The organism is Pseudomonas koreensis (genome assembly GCF_025447595.1).
Classification (GTDB): Bacteria; Pseudomonadota; Gammaproteobacteria; order Pseudomonadales; family Pseudomonadaceae; genus Aquipseudomonas; species Aquipseudomonas koreensis_H.
Map to the genome: position 1 here is coordinate 360,962 of NZ_JAOEJU010000002.1, position 19,066 is coordinate 380,027.

At 61.3% G+C, this 19,066-nt stretch carries 17 protein-coding genes; 10 read left to right on the plus strand and 7 right to left on the minus strand.

The window, feature by feature from the left end:
• The first annotated feature begins 80 nt into the window (after positions 1-80).
• The gene (locus N8H71_RS05455) at positions 81-536 is read left to right on the plus strand and encodes a YaiI/YqxD family protein (protein ID WP_262193210.1); all 456 of its coding nucleotides are present in this window, start codon (positions 81-83) and stop codon (positions 534-536) included.
• A gap of 135 nt (positions 537-671) precedes the next feature.
• Here the strand turns inward: N8H71_RS05455 and elbB are convergent, their stop codons facing one another.
• A complete protein-coding gene (gene elbB, locus N8H71_RS05460) occupies positions 672-1,340 on the minus strand; it encodes an isoprenoid biosynthesis glyoxalase ElbB (RefSeq protein ID WP_262193211.1) in 669 nt (222 codons plus the stop codon).
• Positions 1,341-1,455: 115 nt separating this feature from the next.
• Here elbB and N8H71_RS05465 point away from each other — a divergent pair, with 115 nt between their 5' ends.
• The gene (locus N8H71_RS05465) at positions 1,456-2,691 is read left to right on the plus strand and encodes a sterol desaturase family protein (RefSeq protein WP_262193212.1); all 1,236 of its coding nucleotides are present in this window, start codon (positions 1,456-1,458) and stop codon (positions 2,689-2,691) included.
• Here N8H71_RS05465 and N8H71_RS05470 read toward each other — a convergent pair.
• On the minus strand, positions 2,672-3,328 hold the full coding sequence (locus N8H71_RS05470) for a DedA family protein (protein WP_262193213.1): 657 nt from the start codon (positions 3,326-3,328) through the stop codon (positions 2,672-2,674). The genes N8H71_RS05465 and N8H71_RS05470 overlap by 20 nt on opposite strands.
• Before the next feature lie 207 nt (positions 3,329-3,535).
• Here N8H71_RS05470 and hemB point away from each other — a divergent pair, with 207 nt between their 5' ends.
• Positions 3,536-4,549: a porphobilinogen synthase gene (gene hemB / locus N8H71_RS05475; protein ID WP_007951836.1), complete on the plus strand. Its 1,014-nt coding sequence runs from the start codon at positions 3,536-3,538 to the stop codon at positions 4,547-4,549.
• An 18-nt stretch (positions 4,550-4,567) separates the two neighbouring features.
• Entirely contained in the window at positions 4,568-6,793 is a 2,226-nt protein-coding gene (gene ppk1 / locus N8H71_RS05480) for a polyphosphate kinase 1 (protein WP_262193214.1), read from the plus strand.
• Between the two features lie 66 nt (positions 6,794-6,859).
• Here ppk1 and ppx read toward each other — a convergent pair whose 3' ends face one another.
• From ppx to N8H71_RS05505, 5 genes are all read right to left on the minus strand, one after another.
• Positions 6,860-8,362, minus strand: coding sequence for an exopolyphosphatase (ppx, locus tag N8H71_RS05485; RefSeq protein WP_258712583.1), 1,503 nt, complete (start codon positions 8,360-8,362; stop codon positions 6,860-6,862).
• A gap of 208 nt (positions 8,363-8,570) precedes the next feature.
• On the minus strand, positions 8,571-9,308 hold the full coding sequence (locus N8H71_RS05490; protein WP_064600296.1) for an amino acid ABC transporter ATP-binding protein: 738 nt from the start codon (positions 9,306-9,308) through the stop codon (positions 8,571-8,573).
• Entirely contained in the window at positions 9,295-9,945 is a 651-nt protein-coding gene (locus N8H71_RS05495) for an amino acid ABC transporter permease (protein ID WP_262193215.1), read from the minus strand. Before N8H71_RS05495 ends, N8H71_RS05490 begins: the two co-directional genes overlap by 14 nt.
• Positions 9,942-10,622, minus strand: a complete 681-nt coding sequence (locus tag N8H71_RS05500) for an amino acid ABC transporter permease (protein ID WP_262193216.1) — start codon at positions 10,620-10,622, stop codon at positions 9,942-9,944. The genes N8H71_RS05495 and N8H71_RS05500 overlap by 4 nt, the downstream gene beginning before the upstream one ends.
• A gap of 21 nt (positions 10,623-10,643) precedes the next feature.
• Positions 10,644-11,429 carry a transporter substrate-binding domain-containing protein gene (locus N8H71_RS05505; protein WP_192562789.1) on the minus strand — a complete coding sequence of 262 codons (786 nt, stop codon included), beginning with the start codon at positions 11,427-11,429 and terminating at the stop codon, positions 10,644-10,646.
• A 256-nt stretch (positions 11,430-11,685) separates the two neighbouring features.
• On the opposite strand from N8H71_RS05505, the gene N8H71_RS05510 reads away from it, so the two are divergent.
• The 6 genes from N8H71_RS05510 (at position 11,686) to N8H71_RS05535 (ending at position 19,026) form a co-directional block, all read left to right on the plus strand.
• A complete protein-coding gene (locus N8H71_RS05510) occupies positions 11,686-12,393 on the plus strand; it encodes a FadR/GntR family transcriptional regulator (RefSeq protein ID WP_262193217.1) in 708 nt (235 codons plus the stop codon).
• 120 nt (positions 12,394-12,513) lie between these two features.
• Positions 12,514-12,843: a thioredoxin TrxA gene (gene trxA, locus N8H71_RS05515; RefSeq protein ID WP_003206727.1), complete on the plus strand. Its 330-nt coding sequence runs from the start codon at positions 12,514-12,516 to the stop codon at positions 12,841-12,843.
• A gap of 250 nt (positions 12,844-13,093) precedes the next feature.
• Positions 13,094-14,353: a transcription termination factor Rho gene (rho, locus tag N8H71_RS05520; protein ID WP_007951825.1), complete on the plus strand. Its 1,260-nt coding sequence runs from the start codon at positions 13,094-13,096 to the stop codon at positions 14,351-14,353.
• Between the two features lie 171 nt (positions 14,354-14,524).
• Positions 14,525-16,522, plus strand: coding sequence for an acyltransferase family protein (locus N8H71_RS05525; RefSeq protein WP_262193218.1), 1,998 nt, complete (start codon positions 14,525-14,527; stop codon positions 16,520-16,522).
• A gap of 69 nt (positions 16,523-16,591) precedes the next feature.
• Positions 16,592-18,058 (plus strand): 4-hydroxy-3-polyprenylbenzoate decarboxylase, encoded by a 1,467-nt coding sequence (gene ubiD / locus N8H71_RS05530; RefSeq protein WP_007951823.1) that lies wholly within the window; start codon positions 16,592-16,594, stop codon positions 18,056-18,058.
• A complete protein-coding gene (locus N8H71_RS05535) occupies positions 18,058-19,026 on the plus strand; it encodes a CDP-6-deoxy-delta-3,4-glucoseen reductase (protein ID WP_262193219.1) in 969 nt (322 codons plus the stop codon). The genes ubiD and N8H71_RS05535 overlap by 1 nt, the downstream gene beginning before the upstream one ends.
• The last annotated feature ends 40 nt before the right edge of the window (positions 19,027-19,066 follow it).

Consider the following 19,066-nt stretch of genomic DNA (forward strand, 5'->3'; position numbering starts at 1 on the left):
GCGAGCAAGCTCGCTCCCACAGGGTTGGTGCGTAATCTGTGGGAGCGAGCTTGCTCGCGAATTTTTTGGAGGTAGAAAACATGCGCGTATGGATCGACGCCGACGCCTGCCCGAAGATGGCCAAGGAGCTGGTGGTGAAGTTCGCCCTCAAGCGCCGCTTCGAAGTGGTGCTGGTGGCGGGGCAGCCACAGAGCAAACCGGCGCTGGCGATCGTCAAGCTGATCGTGGTGCCGAGCGGCCCGGATGCGGCGGATGATTATCTGGTGGAACACGCGGTGCCGGGCGAACTGGTGATCTGCAGCGACATTCCGCTGGCCGACCGGTTGGTGAAGAAGGGCGTTGCAGCGCTGGACCCGCGAGGCAAGGAGTTCGACGCGCAGAACATGGGTGAGCGGCTGGCGACACGCAACCTGTTCACCGACCTGCGTGAACAGGGCCAGGTCAGCGGCGGCCCGGCGCCGTTCGGTGACCGGGAGAAGCAGGCGTTCGCCAATGCGCTGGACCGGATCCTCACCCGCCTTTCCCGCCAATCCTGAGCCTCATACAAGACCTGTGGGAGCGAGCTTGCTCGCGAAGGCGTCAGGCCAAACAACACAATATTGAATGGCCCATCGCTTTCGCGAGCAAGCTCGCTCCCACAGGGTTCAGTCTTGATCCAGTGGAAGAGGTGCTCAGGCGTCGTTTTCGTGGGTCAACTCCAACACCCGATCCACCAGCTTGTTGATCCCCGAAGCCGCCTCACTGATCGACTGCGCCAGCATGTACGCCGGGGTGGTCACCAGTTTGCGCGCCTTGTCTTCGATGATGTCGGTTACCGCGCAGTCTTCGTGGGTCGCGCCCATCTTGTTCATGGCGGCGGCCGTGTCGGCGTCGTTGCCGATGGTGCAGGTCACACCCGGACCGTAGATTTTCGCGGCCAGCGCCGGCGAGATGCAGATCAGGCCCACCGGCTTGCCCGCTTCGGCAAAGGCTTCGGCCAGCGCCAGCACTTCCGGCTGCACGGTGCAGCCGGCGCCTTCGATGGCGAAGTTCGACAGGTTCTTCGCCGCACCAAAACCGCCGGGCACGATCAGCGCATCGAAGTCCTCGACATCGGCCTCACCCAGATCCTTGACGTTGCCCCGGGCGATGCGTGCCGATTCCACCAGCACGTTGCGCGATTCGGGCATTTCTTCGCCGGTCAGGTGGTTGATCACATGCAATTGCGCGATGTTCGGGGCGAAGCACTGCACCTGGGCGCCGCGTTGGTCGAGGCGCAGCAGGGTGATGACGCTCTCGTGGATCTCGGCGCCGTCGTACACGCCGCAACCGGACAGGATCACTGCAACTTTTTTGCTCATGGGTTTCTCTCCAGATTCATGGCGTTAAATGTCCACTAATTTGTCGTCCGTTGCCATAGGGTGAAGCCGCGGCTACACCTAGGATCTGTGCTACAGATTCCGACCAAGGCACGTCATGAACTTCATTCTGTATGCGGTGCCGTTTTTCTTCGTATTGATCGCCGCCGAACTCATCGCCGACCGCTGGCGAAGAGTGAGCAACTATCGCCTGGCCGATGCGGTGAACAGCATCAGCACCGGGGTTTTGTCGACCACCACCGGCCTGTTGACCAAGGGTGTGGGCCTGGTGACCTATGCGTTTGCCCTGGAGCATCTGGCGCTGGTCAGGTTGCCGGCAGACAGCGTCTGGGTCTGGGTGTTTGCCTTTGTCTTCTATGACTTCTGCTATTACTGGCTGCATCGCATGGGCCATGAGCGCAACATCCTCTGGGCCGCGCATTCGGTGCATCACCAGAGCGAGGACTACAACCTTTCCACGGCCTTGCGCCAGACCAGCACCGGGTTTCTGCTGGGCTGGATTTTCTACCTGCCGATGGCGGTGCTCGGGGTGCCATTGCTGGTGTTCGTCAGTGTCGCAGCGCTGAATCTGCTTTATCAGTTCTGGGTCCATACCCGGCACATTCCCAAGCTTGGCTGGTTCGAGTGGTGCTTCGTTACGCCGTCCAATCATCGGGCCCACCATGCACAGAACGCTCTCTACATGGATCGCAACTACGGCGGGGTGTTCATTATTTGGGACCGTCTGTTCGGCTCGTTTCAGGAAGAGGACGACAATGAACCGGTGATTTTCGGCGTCACTACGCCGCTGGCGAGTTGGAATCCGTTGTGGGCGAATCTGCAGTTCTACGCGCAGCTATGGGATGACGCGCGCCGGGCCGAGCGCACGTGGGACAAGATCCGGATCTGGTTCATGCGTACTGGCTGGCGTCCGGCGGACGTCGCGGCGAAGTACCCGATGAGCAAGCCGGACCTCAGTCAGTTCCGCAAATTCGAGGTGCCGCTGGACAACCGTCAGCAGTGGTACGTGGGGATGCAGTTCGGCGTTTATGTGGGGCTGGGCAGTTATCTGCTGAATCTGGAACGCAGTCTGTCCACCGGCGCATTACTGCTCGGCTGGGGCGCGATGGCGTTCGGTTTGTTCGTGTTGGGCGTGGCCCTGGAGAATCGCCCGTGGGCGGGGAAGCTGGAAGTGCTGCGGCTGGCATCGAATCTGCCGCTGGTGTGGCTGGCGCCGCTGGTCGGGCTGTGGCCGGCCAGCCCGGGGATGTGGGTCGGCCTGCTCAGTTACAGCCTGCTCAGCGGCATCGGGCTGTATTGCTGCCGCCAGCGACTTACTCGGCTGGCGTCTTAGGGTCGGCGGCCTTGGCCATTTCGGCTTTGTGCCGTTCGGCCTTGGCCAGTTGCTCGGCCTGCTCTTGCTCGTAGACCTTTTTTGCCAGCCGGGCATTTTTGAACCGACGGCGCAGCCACAGGCCCAGGCCGAGCACCAGCAGCGCACCCAGCACCCACAACTCATACTTCTTGATGCTGCCGAGCATGCCTTCGAGCACGGCGCCGAAATGGTAGGCGGCAGCGGCCAGGGCGGTGGCCCAGATCGCGGCGCCGATACCGTTCAGCAGCAGATAACGTCCCGGCGGATAGCCCGACAGGCCGATCGCCACCGGCATCACCGTACGCAGGCCGTACACGAAGCGGAAGCTCAAGACCCAGATGTCCGGGTGCTTGCGGATGTGTTCCAGCGCGCGGTCGCCCATCATCTGCCAGCGCGGTTTGCGCGCCAGCAATTTGCGCCCGTGCTTGCGGCCCAGGAAGTACCACAGCTGATCGCCGGCATAGCTGCCGAAGAACGCCACGACCACCACCAGTTTGATGTCCATGTATTCACGGAACGCAAGGAAGCCCGCGAGCACCAGGATGGTTTCGCCTTCGAAAAACGTGCCGAGAAACAGGGCAAAGTAGCCGAAGTCATGCAGAAATTGTTGGAGCATTGTCTGGGTGCTGGCGAAATGAACGCGCAGCCTAACCCTTCGGGCACATTCAGGAAAGTGTCGAAATGTGTCTCGACGTGAACAATTCCTACGCTGAGAATGGAATGCGACTACACGTCACAGGTCTCACACAACTGTCATCTGTTCGTCATAATGGCCGTCTATAACTGTCACGCTCGCCCGTTTGCGCGGGCTCAGGAGTCTGCCGTGAGCTTTACCCCAGCCAACCGTCTGTTCCCTGCCACCCGTCTGCGTCGCAATCGTCGTGATGATTTTTCCCGGCGGCTGGTGCGTGAGAATGTGTTGACGGTCGATGACCTGATCCTGCCGGTGTTCGTGCTTGACGGTGAAAACCGCCGCGAAGCCGTGGCCTCGATGCCGGGTGTCGAGCGCCTGACCATCGACCTGCTGCTTGAAGAAGCTGCCAAATGGGTCGAACTGGGGATTCCGGCGCTGGCGCTGTTCCCGGTCACCCCTCCTGAACTCAAATCCCTCGATGCCGCCGAAGCCTGGAATCCCGAAGGTATCGCCCAGCGCGCCACCCGCGCCCTGCGTGACCGATTCCCCGAGCTGGGCGTGATCACCGACGTCGCCCTCGACCCGTTCACCACTCACGGTCAGGACGGCATTCTCGATGAAGAAGGCTATGTGCAGAACGACATCACCGTCGATGCACTGGTCAAACAGGCCTTGTCCCACGCCGCTGCGGGCGCCCAGGTGGTTGCCCCGTCGGACATGATGGACGGCCGCATTCAGGCGATCCGCGAAGCGCTGGAGCTGGCCGGTCACGTCAACGTGCGGATCATGGCCTATTCGGCCAAGTACGCCAGCGCCTATTACGGCCCGTTTCGCGATGCTGTCGGTTCGGCCGCGAACCTGGGCAAGGCGAACAAGGCTTCCTACCAGATGGACCCGGCCAACAGCGACGAAGCGCTGCACGAAGTGGGCGCGGACTTGTCTGAAGGCGCGGACATGGTCATGGTCAAACCCGGCATGCCGTACCTGGACATTTTGTTCCGGGTAAAAGATGCCTTCAAAGTGCCGACCTTCGTCTATCAGGTAAGCGGTGAATACGCCATGCACATGGCGGCGATCCAGAATGGCTGGTTGAGCGAAGGCGTGATCCTCGAATCCCTGACCGCCTTTAAACGTGCCGGCGCTGATGGCATCCTGACTTACTTTGCTGTCCGTGCCGCTCAATTGTTACGAGAGCAGAAATAGCCCTCCCAGGAACATTCGATGAATACCGAAGGACTCACTGAAGTTGCCGTAAAAGAAGCTCAACCCGTGGTCGAGCAGATTACCGAAACCCCGCCGGAACTGGAGCCAGCGCCACCCGCGCCGGCCGCAGAAGCCGCCGCGGCGGTCCCGGCGATCGCGATTCCCGGTCTGGATGACAGCAGCCTGTATATCCACCGTGAATTGTCGCAACTGCAGTTCAACATCCGCGTGCTGGAACAGGCGCTGGACGAGTCCTACCCGTTGCTGGAGCGGCTGAAGTTCCTGCTGATCTTCTCCAGCAACCTCGACGAATTCTTCGAAATCCGCGTCGCCGGCCTCAAGAAACAGATCACCTTCGCCCGCGAACAGGCTGGCGCCGATGGCCTGCAACCGCATCAGGCTCTGGCCCGCATCAGCGAGCTGGTACACGGTCACGTAGACCGCCAGTACGCGATCCTCAACGACATCCTCCTGCCGGAGCTGGAAAAGCATCAGATCCGCTTTATCCGTCGCCGCTACTGGACGACCAAGCTCAAGACCTGGGTGCGCCGTTACTTCCGCGACGAGATCGCGCCGATCATCACCCCGATCGGCCTTGACCCGACGCACCCGTTCCCGTTGCTGGTGAACAAGAGCCTGAACTTCATCGTCGAGCTCGAAGGCATCGACGCCTTCGGTCGCGATTCCGGTCTGGCGATCATCCCGGCGCCGCGCCTGCTGCCGCGAATCATCAAGGTGCCGGAAGAAGTTGGCGGCCCTGGCGACAACTATGTGTTCCTGTCGTCGATGATCCACGCCCACGCCGATGACCTGTTCCAGGGCATGAAGGTAAAAGGCTGCTACCAGTTCCGTCTGACCCGAAACGCCGACCTTGCGCTCGACTCCGAAGACGTCGAAGACCTGGCCCGCGCCCTGCGTGGCGAGTTGTTCTCCCGTCGTTACGGTGACGCCGTGCGCCTGGAAGTCGCCGACACCTGCCCGAAACACCTGTCGGACTACCTGCTCAAGCAGTTCAACCTGAGCGAAACCGAGCTGTACCAGGTCAACGGTCCGGTGAACCTGACGCGTCTGTTCAGCATCACCGGTCTGGACAGTCATCCGGAGCTGCAATACACGCCATTCACGCCGCAGATCCCGAAACTGCTGCAAAACAGCGAGAACATTTTCAGTGTTGTCAGCAAACAGGACATCCTGCTGCTGCACCCGTTCGAGTCGTTCACCCCGGTGGTCGACCTGCTGCGCCAGGCTGCCAAAGACCCGCACGTTCTGGCTGTACGCCAGACCCTGTACCGCTCCGGCGCCAACTCGGAGATCGTCGATGCGCTGGTGGACGCCGCGCGTAATGGCAAGGAAGTGACGGCGGTCATCGAACTGCGTGCGCGCTTCGACGAAGAGTCCAACCTGCAACTGGCCAGCCGTCTGCAAGCGGCCGGTGCGGTGGTGATCTACGGCGTGGTCGGCTTCAAGACCCACGCCAAGATGATGCTGATCCTGCGCCGTGAGGCCGGTGAGATCGTGCGTTACGCGCACCTCGGCACCGGTAACTACCACGCCGGCAACGCCCGTCTGTACACCGACTACAGCCTACTGACCTCCGACGACGCCTTGTGCGAAGACGTCGGCAAATTGTTCAGCCAGTTGATCGGCATGGGTAAAACGCTGCGCATGAAGAAGCTGCTGCATGCGCCGTTCACCCTGAAGAAGGGCATGCTCGACATGATCACCCGCGAGACGCAATTTGCGCTCGACGGCAAGCCTGCGCACATCATCGCCAAGTTCAACTCGCTGACCGATCCGAAGATCATCCGTGCGCTGTACAAGGCCAGCCAGTCCGGTGTGCGCATCGATCTGGTGGTGCGCGGCATGTGCTGTCTGCGTCCAGGCATCGCCGGGGTTTCGCACAACATTCACGTGCGCTCGATCATCGGCCGCTTCCTTGAGCACACCCGGGTGTTTTACTTCCTCAACGGTGGCGAGGAGCAGATGTTCCTGTCCAGCGCCGACTGGATGGAGCGTAACCTCGACAAGCGCGTCGAGACTTGCTTCCCGGTGGAAGGCAAGAAGCTGCTGACTCGGGTCAAGAAAGAGCTGGAGCTGTATCTGACCGATAACACCCATAGCTGGAGCCTGCAATCGGACGGCCGCTACATCCGCAACACGCCGACCGGCAACCAGAACCCGCGCAGTGCGCAGGCGACGTTGCTGGAGCGGTTGGGCAGCCCGATTTTGCCGGTGAGCAGCTGACCGAAGATTTCGGAACAATAAAAAAGGCGATCCATCCGGATCGCCTTTTTTGTACCTGCCGGTTACTCAGTGTACGGTCAGGACAATCCCCACCCGCGTCAACCACTCGGCCTCAAGCCCGAAATCGGCCTGGGTCAGCTGGTTTTCATCCAGCCAGTTTTCCGGGAATTCCACATCGAGGTTGTTGCCGTTGGCATGCAGCGCCACTTGCGGCATCGCCTGGGTGCCACGGATGTGGTGGAACAGGATGGCGAAACGCAGCAGCACGCACAGGCGGATCAGCTTGTCGCCGTCGTCGCCGAACTCGGCGAACTTGTCCTTGGGAATGTTGCGGCGGTGGCCGCGCACCAGCAGGGCGAGCATTTGCTGGTCTTCGCGGGAAAACCCGGCGAGGTCCGAGTGCTCGATCAGGTAGGCGCCGTGCTTGTGGTAGTGATAGTGCGCGATGTCGAGCCCGACTTCGTGCACTTTCGCCGCCCATCCCAGCAGTTCGCGCCAGATACCGTCGTCCAGCTCCCAATCCACGGCCACTTGATCGAACGCATGCAGAGCTTTGCGCTCGACGCGTGCGGCCTGTTCCAGGTCGACGTGGTAGCGCTCCATCAGCGAGGTCAGGGTGCGTTCACGCACGTCTTCGTGGTGATGGCGACCCAGCAGGTCATACAGCACGCCTTCACGCAGTGCGCCTTCGCAGTGATCCATGCGTTGCAGTTCAAGGGCGTCGAAGATTGCTTCGAGAATCGCCAGACCCGCCGGGAAGATCGCCCGACGATCCGGCTTGATGCCTTCGAAATCGATCTTGTCGACATCGCCGAGCTTGAACAGGCGGCGCTTGAGCCACGCCAGACCTTCGGCGTTCACTTCGCCGGTGCCGTGACCGCCGGCCTTCAGCGCCAGGCCGATGGCGCGGATGGTGCCCGAGGAGCCGATGGCCTCATCCCAGGTCAGGCGGTGCAGGGCGTGTTCGATGCTCATGATTTCCAGCCGCGCCGCCGTGTACGCCTGGGCGTAGCGGGCCGGGGTTATCTTGCCATCCTTGAAATAGCGCTGGGTGAAACTCACGCAGCCCATTTGCAGGCTTTCGCGCAGCAGCGGTTCGAAACGCTGGCCGATGATGAATTCGGTACTGCCGCCGCCGATGTCGGCGACCAGGCGTTTGCCCGGGGTGTCGGCGAGGGTATGGGACACGCCGAGGTAAATCAGGCGGGCCTCTTCACGGCCGGAGATGACTTCAACTGGATGGCCGAGGATTTCTTCGGCACGGCGGATGAATTCGCCACGGTTGCGCGCCTCGCGCAGGGCGTTGGTGCCGACGATCCGCACGGCGCCCAGCGGCATGCCGTTGATCAGTTGGGCAAAGCGCTTGAGGCAGTCGAGCCCGCGCTGCATGGATTCTTCGTTGAGCTGGCGCTCATCGTCGATGCCGGCGGCCAGCTGAACCTTTTCCCCGAGACGTTCGAGAATACGGATTTCGCCGTTCTGGGCCTTGGCCACGACCATATGGAAGCTGTTGGAGCCCAGGTCGATCGCGGCGATCAGGGACAGATTCTTGGCTTGGGATTGCGGCATGGTCTGGGGGTCTCGGTCGATAACCCCGACATCGTGCCACGATCAAACGCTGGCGCCAACGCGCAGGGTTCAAACCCTTGATTCAGCGCATAAAGTCTCAAGACCGCGGCGCGGCCATTCGCGAGCAAGCTCGCTCCCACAGGGGTACGCGTTCCTTTGTGGGAGCGAGCTTGCTCGCGTAGGCGTCCGTCAAGCCCCCGCAGAGCCCTCAGGCTGTCGCTTCAACCGTGCCAATGAAATTCGCCAGCTCCGGCGTCTGCGGATCGGCAAACAGCACTTTCGGATCCCCCACCTCGTGCACCTTGCCCTGATGCATGAACACCAGTTTGTCCCCGACCTCCCGGGCGAAGCGCATTTCGTGGGTGACCATGATCAGGGTCATGCCTTCCTTCGCGAGCTGGCGGACCACGCTGAGCACTTCGTTGACCAGTTCGGGGTCCAGCGCCGAGGTGATCTCGTCGCACAGCAACACCTTGGGCGACATCGCCAGCGCTCGGGCAATCGCCACACGCTGTTGCTGGCCACCCGAGAGCCGTTCCGGGAACGCATCGAATTTCTCGCCCAGACCGACGCGCTCCAGCATCTGTCGGGCCAGCTCTTGCGCCTTGGCCTTGGGCACTTTCTGCACCACCTGCGGCGCGAGCATCACGTTTTCGCCGACCGTCAGGTGCGGGAACAGGTTGAACTGCTGGAACACCATGCCGACTTTCTGCCGCAGGCTGCGCAGGTCGGCGCGGGCGGCGTCGAGGTATTCGCCGTCGACTTCGATCACACCGTCGTTGATCGACTCCAGGCCGTTGAGAGTGCGCAGCAGGGTGGATTTGCCCGAGCCGCTACGGCCGATTATCGCCACCACCTGGCCTTCCTCGACACTCAGGTCGATGCCTTTGAGCACGTGGTGATCGCCGTAGTATTTATGCAGGGCGGAAATTCTAAGCAGAGGCATGCAGTCTCCTTTCCAGGTAGCGCGCACTGAGGGACAGGGGGTAGCAGAGCAGGAAGTAGCCCAGGGCAACGAGGCCGTAGACCATGAACGGTTCGAAGGTGGCGTTGGCGAGCATGCCGCCGGTCTTGGTCAGTTCGGTGAAACCGATGATTGAGGTCACCGCGGTGCCCTTGACCACTTGCACCGAGAAGCCCACGGTCGGCGCCACGGCAATCCGCAGCGCTTGCGGCAGGATCACGTAGCGCAGTTGCTCCAGCGGATTGAGCGCCAGGCTCGACGAAGCTTCCCACTGACCGTTGGGAATCGCCTCGACGCAGCCGCGCCAGATCTCTGCCAGGTAGGCGCTGGTGAACAGCGTCAGGGCAATCGCCGCCGCCATCCACGGCGAAATCTCCACCCCGGCCAGTGCCACGCCGAAGAACACCAGAAACAGCTGCATCAACAGCGGTGTGCCCTGGAACAGTTCGATCCAGGTGCGGGCGATGCTGCTGGGCAGCGAGTTTTTCGAGATGCGCATGATCAGGATCAGCAACCCGACGATCCCGCCGCCGATGAATGCCACCAGCGACAGCGCCAGCGTCCATTGCAGGCCGGTCAGCAGGTTGCGCAGGATGTCCCAGAACGTGAAGTCGCTCATTGGCTGCTCCTTGCGCTGCTTTTCGACAGGTAGCGCCGACCGAGCCAGTTCAGCAACTGACGGATCAGCAGCGCCATGCACAGGTAAATGAGGGTAGTCAGGGCGTAGGTTTCAAAGGCGCGGAAGTTGCGCGACTGAATGAAGTTGGCGGCAAAGCTCAACTCTTCGGTGGCAATCTGCGAACACACCGCCGAACCGAGCATGACGATGATGATCTGGCTGCTCAGCGCCGGCCAGACCTTGCCCAGCGCCGGCAGCAGCACCACGTGGCGGAACGCTTCGAAGCGGCTCATCGCCAATGCCGCCGCAGCTTCCAGCTGCCCGCGCGGAATCGCCTGGATGCCGGCGCGGATGATCTCGGTCGAGTACGCGCCGAGGTTGATCACCATCGCCAGCACCGCCGCCTGCCACTCGGAAATCTGCACGCCGAGGGACGGCAGGCCGAAGAAGATGAAGAACAGTTGCACCAGGAACGGCGTGTTGCGGATCAACTCCACATAAACGCCGAAGATCGTCGAGAACGGGCGGATGTTCCACGCCCGCACCAGCGCCCCGACGATGCCCACGCCAACCCCGAGCATCGCGCCGATGGCCGTCAGCTCAAGGGTGAACAACGCCCCGCGCAGCAGCAGGTCGGTGTTTTCCACCACCGGCAAGAAATCGAACTGATAGGCCATGAAAGTCTCCCGCGTCGCCGGTCAGAGGTCGGCCGGCAGTGGCTCTTTGAGCCAGGTCTGCGCGTTCTTTTCCAGTGCGCCGTCAGCCTTGGCGGTGGCCAGGATCTCGTTGACCTTGCCCAGCAGCGCCGGCTCGTTCTTGTTCACGCCGACGTAGACCGGCGAGTCCTTGAGTTTCACCTTCAGCGCCGGGACGCGTTTCGGATTCTTTTCACTGATCGCGACCATCACCACGTTGCCGCTCGCGATCAGGTCGACCTGCCCTGCGAGATAGGCGGCGATGGTCGAGTTGTTGTCTTCGAAGCGCTTGATGGTCACGCCTTCGGGGGCGACTTTGGTCAGCTCGATGTCCTCGATGGCGCCACGGGTGACGCTGATGGTCTTGCCCTTGAGGTCGTCGAGGGTGCTGACGGCTGCGTCCGGCGGGCCGAACACGGCGAGGTAGAACGGCGCATAGGCGCGAGAGAAGTCGATGACCTTCTCGCGCTCGGGATTCTTGCCGAGGCTGGAAATCACCAGATCGACCTTGCCGGTGGTGAGGAACGGGATGCGGTTGGTGCTGTTGACCGGGGTCAGTTCGAGTTTGACCTTGAGCTGGTCGGCCAGCAGTTTCGCGGTGTCGATATCGAGACCGCGCGGCTTCATGTCCGGGCCGACCGAGCCGAATGGCGGGAAGTCCTGAGGCACGGCGACTTTCAATGTGCCACGTTTGACCACGTCATCCAGACCATCGGCATGGGCGGGGGCCTGGCTCAACATCAGACCGGCAAACAGGGCGGCGAGGAGGGCGCTGTAACGCTTCGTCATGGACAATCTCCGGATCGGCGGGAAGTAAATTCTGCGATCGGACAGAGCATGGGCCGTGCCAATACAGAGGTTTGGCCCCGCAAAGCCACGGGTTTAGCGGGTTTATTCGGTCTTACTGGTCTGAACAGTCAGGTCGGGTTTCGCACTGCGATAGCGCATCGACGCGCACTGTCGAACCCCGCTGGGGCACGACTTGCCTGATGCCTCGAATAGCATTACAACTGGCCGCACCTTGGCCTGGTCCATCTGGAAAACCATGAACTCGATCTCCCGCGCCGTACCCGAAGTGGCGCTGCAAGCGATCCGCAAACTGATTACCGAGCAAGGCTTCGGCCCCGGCGATGCGCTGCCTTCGCAACGGGATCTGGCGGTTCAGCTGGGCGTCAGTCGCGCGTCGTTGCGTGAGGCCTTGTCGTCCTTGAGTGCGCTGGGTGTGGTCAGCATTCAGCCGGGCAAAGGCGTGTTCGTGCAGGCACCGGTGGAGCTGACGCGCGGCGAGGGCGCACCGGCGTGGCCGTTTGCAGCCCAGGCTTCGCCGCTGGAAATCTTTCAGTTGCGCTACGCGCTGGAAGGGTTCGCGGCCGGTCTGGCGGCGGTGACGCTGAGCACATTTGATCTGGATGAGCTGGAAGACAACGTCGCGGCCATGCGCGAGCAACTGCGCGCCGGCGACTTCGAGGCAGCGGCGAGACTGGATTTCGAATTCCACCGGCGGATCCTGCTGGCCAGCGGCAATCAGGCGATGCTGAGCATCCTCACCGCCAGCGCCGACATTTTTCTGGAGAGCCAGAAACTACCGTTCATCCGCGTCGAACGGGCCATGGAAACCTGGCAGGAGCACCGCAAGATCCTCCGCGCCCTGGCTCGCCGCGCTTCCGCTGCGGCGCAGAAAGCCATGCAGGAACACGTGCGTAACGCGGCGCTGCGCACCGGAATTTCCTTCATTGCCCCCGCCAGCGCTTGACTTGAGCTATACCCAAACTCATCGAGTGCCATAGCAAGACTCAATCATCTGCGGCTTCCTGAACAAGGGAAGGGCGGCTATGATGGGCCACGTTTTTTTGCTTACAACCTGGAGAATTCCATGAGCAGCGATCTGATCAAACACGTTAGCGACGCTAGCTTCGAAGCCGACGTACTCAAGGCCGAAGGCGCTGTCCTGGTCGACTACTGGGCTGAATGGTGCGGCCCTTGCAAAATGATCGCTCCGGTTCTGGACGAGATTGCAGAGACTTACAAAGGCAAGCTGACCGTTGCCAAACTGAACATCGACGAAAACCAGGAAACCCCTGCCAAGCACGGCGTACGTGGTATTCCGACCCTGATGCTGTTCAAGAACGGCAACGTGGAAGCGACCAAGGTCGGCGCTCTGTCGAAGTCGCAACTGGCTGCTTTCCTCGACGCCAACATCTAAGCGTCGCTGTAAAGATTGTCCTGAAAAAGCCCCGCAAATTGCGGGGCTTTTTGCGTATTCAGGGCTAGACGCTCCGAAACTCAGGTGATACATTCGGCCCCGCACTGGTTTCTCCACTGCCCCCTGCTAGCCGTCGCCGACGCACTCCTTTTCGAATAAGTACGCGATCCTGTCGCCTTCTCCGCGGCGCGGCCTCATTAAGCCAAAAGCTTAATTTCCCCCCCTCCATAAATGATTACGTCATTCCTATATGAATCTGACTGAACTCAAGCAAAAGCCGATTACCGAACTGCTCGAATTGGCCGAACAGATGGGCATAGAAAATATGGCCCGTTCGCGCAAGCAGGACGTGATTTTCTCCCTGCTGAAAAAGCACGCTAAAAGCGGTGAGGAAATCTCCGGTGATGGCGTGCTGGAGATTCTCCAGGACGGCTTCGGCTTCCTGCGCTCCGCTGACGCTTCCTACCTCGCCGGCCCTGACGACATCTACGTCTCGCCGAGCCAGATCCGCCGTTTCAACTTGCGCACCGGTGACACCATCGTTGGCAAGATTCGCCCTCCGAAGGAAGGCGAGCGTTATTTCGCCCTGCTCAAGGTCGATACGATCAACTTCGATCGTCCGGAAAACGCGAAGAACAAGATTCTCTTTGAGAACCTGACCCCGCTGTTCCCGAACGTGCGCATGAAGATGGAAGCCGGTAACGGTTCCACCGAAGACCTGACCGGTCGTGTAATCGACCTGTGCGCCCCGATCGGCAAAGGCCAGCGTGGTCTGATCGTTGCACCGCCGAAAGCCGGTAAAACGATCATGCTGCAAAACATCGCAGCGAACATCGCCCGTAACAACCCTGAAGTTCACCTGATCGTGCTGTTGATCGACGAACGTCCGGAAGAAGTGACTGAAATGCAGCGCACCGTGCGCGGCGAAGTGGTTGCCTCGACCTTCGACGAGCCGCCGACCCGTCACGTGCAGGTTGCTGAAATGGTGATCGAGAAGGCCAAGCGCCTGGTCGAGCACAAGAAAGACGTGGTGATCCTGCTCGACTCCATCACCCGTCTGGCCCGTGCCTACAACACCGTGATTCCGAGCTCCGGCAAGGTGCTGACCGGTGGTGTCGATGCCCACGCCCTGGAGAAACCGAAGCGTTTCTTCGGCGCCGCGCGCAACATCGAAGAAGGCGGCTCGCTGACCATCATCGCCACCGCGCTGGTTGAAACCGGTTCGAAGATGGACGAAGTGATCTACGAAGAGTTCAAGGGCACCGGCAACATGGAGCTGCCACTGGACCGTCGTATCGCCGAGAAGCGTGTGTTCCCGGCCATCAACATCAACAAGTCCGGTACCCGTCGCGAAGAGCTGCTGACCGCCGACGACGAGCTGCAGCGTATGTGGATCCTGCGCAAACTGCTGCACCCGATGGACGAAGTGGCTGCCATCGAGTTCCTGGTCGACAAGCTGAAAACGACCAAGACCAACGACGAATTCTTCCTGTCGATGAAGCGCAAGTAACATCGTCGGTTGATTCAGAAAATGGCGTCCCTCAGGGGGCGCCATTTTTTTGCCTGTTTTTTGTCTGGCCGGCAGGAGGTTTGCGATCTGGTAAGGTCAGTGACTTGGCAAAACAAGAAGCAGCGTTCGATGCTGTACAAAAAATAACCATCTGATTGGCATTAAAGATTTATGAGCACACTTGCTTATCGAAGGGATATCGACGGCTTGCGGGCAGTCGCGGTCATTGCCGTGGTGCTGTTCCATTTTGGCGTCCCGGGGTTTACCGGCGGTTTTGTCGGTGTGGACGTGTTCTTCGTGATCTCCGGTTACCTCATCACCTCGATCATCTGGAACCAGCGTCAGGCCGGCCGGTTCAGTTTCGTCGAGTTCTGGTCGCGGCGTGCGCGGCGGATCCTGCCGGCGCTGTTTGCGATGATCATTGCGGTGCTGGCGGTGGGCTGGTTCCTGATGGCGCCCAAGGACTACGAAGAGCTGGGGCGCTCGGTGCGCTATCAGGTGCTGTTCGTCTCGAACATCCTGTTCATGCGTCAGGACGGCTACTTCGATGTCGCTTCGGATCTCAAACCGCTGCTGCACACCTGGTCGCTGGCGGTTGAGGAGCAGTTCTACATCGTCTTCCCGTTGTTGCTGACATTGATATCGAGCCGCTTGAAGCACTGGCGGCTGGCGCTGTTCGGCGTGCTGCTCGTTTCGTTCGGGCTGAGTGTCTGGGCGGTCCATCATCACCCGGAAAAAGCCTTCTTTCTGTTGCCGATGCGCGCATGGGAGCTGTTGGCCGGTGCGATGCTGGCGATCGCGCCGAAGCATGCGTGGCGCCTCAAGCCGATGGCGGCGCAATTGTTGAGCCTGTTGGGTATGGGCCTGATTCTGTTGGCGGTGTTCGGTTTCGACAAGCGCACGCCGTTTCCCGGTGCGGCCGCGTTGCTGCCGGTGCTTGGTGTTGTGCTGCTGATCCTGGCCAATGGTCATCGTCAGACCTGGGTTGGTCAAATCTTGAGCAGTCGGGTCATGGTCGGTTTCGGCCTGATTTCCTATTCCTGGTACTTGTGGCACTGGCCAGTGTTCGTGTTTTCCAGCTACGCCAGCGTCGATGAGCCAGGCGCGCTCGACAGTGCCGGACTCATTCTGCTGACGATGGTGCTGGGTTATCTGTCGTGGAAGTTTGTCGAGACGCCGTTTCGGGAGCGGCGCGTGTTGGCCGGGCGTCGGCAGATTCTCCTGGCCGGTGCCTGTGGTGTGCTGGTGCTCGGACTGGCCGGGCAAGCCTTGCGCTGGACCGATGGCCTGCCGTGGCGTCTGTCCGATCAGGCGCTGCAATATGCGAAGGGGCGCGACTGGCGGCCGGAATTAATGGCTTGCCTGGCGGATGACAAGACCCCTGATGACAAGCTCTTCTGCCATTACGGTCTGCAAAACCGTGCCTCGCGAGCGCTGGTCTGGGGCGACAGCCATGCCACCGCATTGATCCCGGTGTTCGACGATGGCGCGCAAGCCCACGGAATCAGTGTGATCCTCGCCAGTTCGCCAGGATGCGTACCGGTGGAAGGTCTGGAGCACGACGCCCGCTGCGCGCGATTCAACCAGCGAGTGGTGCAGGCGCTCAAGCCGCAGGCCGTCAGCGATGTGGTGCTGGTGGCGCGCTGGAGCCTGTACCTCTATGGCGATGCCAAAGGTGATCTGGGCCACGCACTAAAAGCGTCCGACGGACACTACGACCGTGTGGCTGCCGAGCAGCGCCTGGCTGACGGCCTGCGCGCGCGCGTGGCGCAGTTGCGGGCCGGAGGGCATCGGGTCTGGCTAGTGAAAGAGGCGCCGCTGCAGGCTTTCAGTCCGCCTTACCGTCTGACGCGTCTGGCGATGCTGGATCGTCCGGTGGATGACGTCGGGCTGAACGTCGCCGAACATCACAGGCGTCAGGTGTTCATCAGCCAATTGTTCGCCGATCTGGCGAAAGACCCGGCAGTACGCGTCGTCGATCCGGCCCCGAAGCTGTGCGATGAAAGCGGCCTGTGCCGCGTCGAGCTCAATGGCTACTCGCTGTACACCGATGACAATCACTTGTCGGAGGTCGGCGCGAGATTCGTTGCGCCGATCCTTGAACCGCTGTTTGTGAGCCTGCAAGCCAGGGCAAAACTCGGAAAAGGCCAGGCGAATGCAGCCAAGTAAGCAGTGACGGGCTGCCAGCGACCGGCATAGCAGGTAGGATGTACGCCTATTTTGAGGGTGCCATCGTCAATGAAATTCAAGGATCTTCGGGATTTCGTGCAGCAGCTTGAGCAGCGCGGAGAGTTGAAACGCATCCAGATTCCCGTCTCGCCGGTGCTGGAAATGACCGAGGTGTGCGACCGCACCCTGCGGGCCAAGGGCCCGGCGCTGCTGTTCGAGAAGCCGACCGGTTACGACATCCCGGTGCTCGGCAACCTGTTCGGCACTCCCGAGCGGGTCGCCATGGGCATGGGCGCCGAGTCGGTCAGCGAGCTGCGCGAAATCGGCAAGCTGCTGGCGTTCCTCAAGGAACCGGAGCCGCCGAAGGGCTTGAAGGACGCGTGGTCGAAGCTGCCGATCTTCCGCAAGATCATCGCGATGGCGCCGAAAGTCGTCAAAGACGCGCCGTGCCAGGAAGTGGTCATCGAAGGCGATGACGTGGATCTGGCGATGCTGCCGGTACAGACCTGCTGGCCGGGCGACGTGGCGCCGCTGATCACCTGGGGCCTGACGGTTACCAAAGGGCCGAACAAGGATCGGCAGAACCTCGGCATCTACCGTCAGCAAGTGATCGGCCGCAACAAGGTCATCATGCGCTGGCTCAGTCACCGTGGCGGCGCGCTGGATTTCCGTGAGTGGTGCGAGAAGCATCCGGGCCAGCCGTTCCCGGTGTCCGTGGCCCTTGGCGCGGATCCGGCGACCATTCTCGGCGCCGTTACTCCGGTGCCGGACAGCCTCTCCGAATACGCTTTCGCCGGTCTGCTGCGCGACAGTCGCACGGAGCTGGTGAAGTGCCGTGGCAACGACCTGCAAGTGCCGGCCACTGCCGAAATCATCCTCGAAGGCGTGATCCATCCGGGCGAGATGGCCGATGAAGGGCCGTACGGCGACCACACCGGTTACTACAACGAAGTCGACAGCTTCCCGGTGTTCACCGTCGAACGCATCACCCACCGGATCAAGCCGATCTACCACAGCACCTACACCGGCCGTCCGCCGGATGAGCCGGCGATTCTCGGCGTGGCGCTGAACGAAGTATTCGTGCCGATCCTGCAGAAACAGTTCCCGGAGATCACCGACTTCTACCTGCCGCCGGAAGGCTGCTCGTACCGCATGGCCGTTGTGACGATGAAGAAGTCGTATCCGGGCCACGCCAAGCGCGTGATGCTGGGTGTCTGGTCGTTTTTGCGACAGTTCATGTACACCAAGTTCGTTATCGTCACCGACGACGACATCAACGCGCGGGACTGGAACGACGTGATCTGGGCCATCACCACGCGCATGGACCCCAAGCGCGACACGGTGATGATCGACAACACGCCGATCGACTACCTCGACTTCGCCTCGCCGGTGTCGGGGCTCGGCTCGAAGATGGGCCTTGACGCCACCCACAAGTGGCCGGGCGAAACCACTCGCGAGTGGGGCCGCGTCATCGTCAAGGATGACGCCGTCACCCAACGGATCGATGCCATCTGGAATCAGTTAGGAATAGATTGATGCGTGTAACCCTGCAGCCCTCCGGAGCAGTGCTTGAGATACAGCCCGGAGAGCGGATTCTCGATGGCGCGCGGCGCCTGGGCTACGAATGCCCGCAAAGCTGCCGCAATGGCAATTGCCATGTGTGTGCGGCGCTGCTGGTGGAAGGCCGGGTCGAACAGGCCGGCAAGGTGCACGACCACGGCGAGTTCTACACTTGCATAGCGGAGCCGCTGGAAGACTGCATCGTGCTGTGGGATGGCGTGCTCGCGCTGGGAGAACTGCCCGTGCGCAGCGTGTCGTGTCAGGTCATCGAATGCCGGGACGTCGGTGGCGATACCTTTCGTGTGCGCCTGCGGGCGCCGGCCGGCAAGCCGCCGCGTTATCACGCCGGTCAGTATCTGATGATCGAGCGCGAGAACGGCGAGAAGTCGGCGTTCTCCATGGCCTCGGCGCCCCACGGCGGGCGCGATCTGGAAATCCATGTGCTGGCGCGCGAATCCAGTGCGCAGAGCCTGATCGATCAGCTCAGGCGCAACCCGATGGTGCGGGTCGAACTGCCGTTCGGCGATACCCACCTGGCGGAACTGCCGGACGGGCCGCTGGTGCTGATTGCCGCCGGCACCGGCATGGGCCAGATCCACAGCCTGATCGAACATTGCCGGGCCAATGGCTTCAAGCATCCGGTGCACTTGTACTGGGGCGTGCGTCGTCCGGAAGATTTCTACGAAATCGAACATTGGGACGAATGGCTGAAGTTGCCCAACCTGTTCCTGCACAAGGTCGTCAGCGATCAGTGCGGCTGGGAAGGGCGCTGCGGCATGTTGCATGAAGCGGTCTGCGAGGATTTCCCTGATTTGAAGCCGCTGCACGTCTATGCCAGCGGCTCGCCGGCCATGGTCTACGGCACGCTGGATGCGCTGGTGGAAGCGGGGATGGATGCTCATCAGATGCGTGCGGATGTGTTCGCTTACGCGCCGCGCTCTTGAGTCTCGTCGTAAGTTCGTTATAACTCTCTATATAGCCGAT

Bases quoted from the DNA above. Each gene is read 5' to 3' on its own strand.
- N8H71_RS05455 (WP_262193210.1), top strand. From the start codon at position 81: ATGCGCGTATGGATCGACGCCGACGCCTGCCCGAAGATGGCCAAGGAG.
- elbB (WP_262193211.1), bottom strand. From the start codon at position 1,340: ATGAGCAAAAAAGTTGCAGTGATCCTGTCCGGTTGCGGCGTGTACGAC.
- N8H71_RS05465 (WP_262193212.1), top strand. From the start codon at position 1,456: ATGAACTTCATTCTGTATGCGGTGCCGTTTTTCTTCGTATTGATCGCC.
- N8H71_RS05470 (WP_262193213.1), bottom strand. From the start codon at position 3,328: ATGCTCCAACAATTTCTGCATGACTTCGGCTACTTTGCCCTGTTTCTC.
- ppk1 (WP_262193214.1), top strand. From the start codon at position 4,568: ATGAATACCGAAGGACTCACTGAAGTTGCCGTAAAAGAAGCTCAACCC.
- ppx (WP_258712583.1), bottom strand. From the start codon at position 8,362: ATGCCGCAATCCCAAGCCAAGAATCTGTCCCTGATCGCCGCGATCGAC.
- N8H71_RS05490 (WP_064600296.1), bottom strand. From the start codon at position 9,308: ATGCCTCTGCTTAGAATTTCCGCCCTGCATAAATACTACGGCGATCAC.
- N8H71_RS05495 (WP_262193215.1), bottom strand. From the start codon at position 9,945: ATGAGCGACTTCACGTTCTGGGACATCCTGCGCAACCTGCTGACCGGC.
- N8H71_RS05500 (WP_262193216.1), bottom strand. From the start codon at position 10,622: ATGGCCTATCAGTTCGATTTCTTGCCGGTGGTGGAAAACACCGACCTG.
- N8H71_RS05505 (WP_192562789.1), bottom strand. From the start codon at position 11,429: ATGACGAAGCGTTACAGCGCCCTCCTCGCCGCCCTGTTTGCCGGTCTG.
- N8H71_RS05510 (WP_262193217.1), top strand. From the start codon at position 11,686: ATGAACTCGATCTCCCGCGCCGTACCCGAAGTGGCGCTGCAAGCGATC.
- trxA (WP_003206727.1), top strand. From the start codon at position 12,514: ATGAGCAGCGATCTGATCAAACACGTTAGCGACGCTAGCTTCGAAGCC.
- rho (WP_007951825.1), top strand. From the start codon at position 13,094: ATGAATCTGACTGAACTCAAGCAAAAGCCGATTACCGAACTGCTCGAA.
- N8H71_RS05525 (WP_262193218.1), top strand. From the start codon at position 14,525: ATGAGCACACTTGCTTATCGAAGGGATATCGACGGCTTGCGGGCAGTC.
- ubiD (WP_007951823.1), top strand. From the start codon at position 16,592: ATGAAATTCAAGGATCTTCGGGATTTCGTGCAGCAGCTTGAGCAGCGC.
- N8H71_RS05535 (WP_262193219.1), top strand. From the start codon at position 18,058: ATGCGTGTAACCCTGCAGCCCTCCGGAGCAGTGCTTGAGATACAGCCC.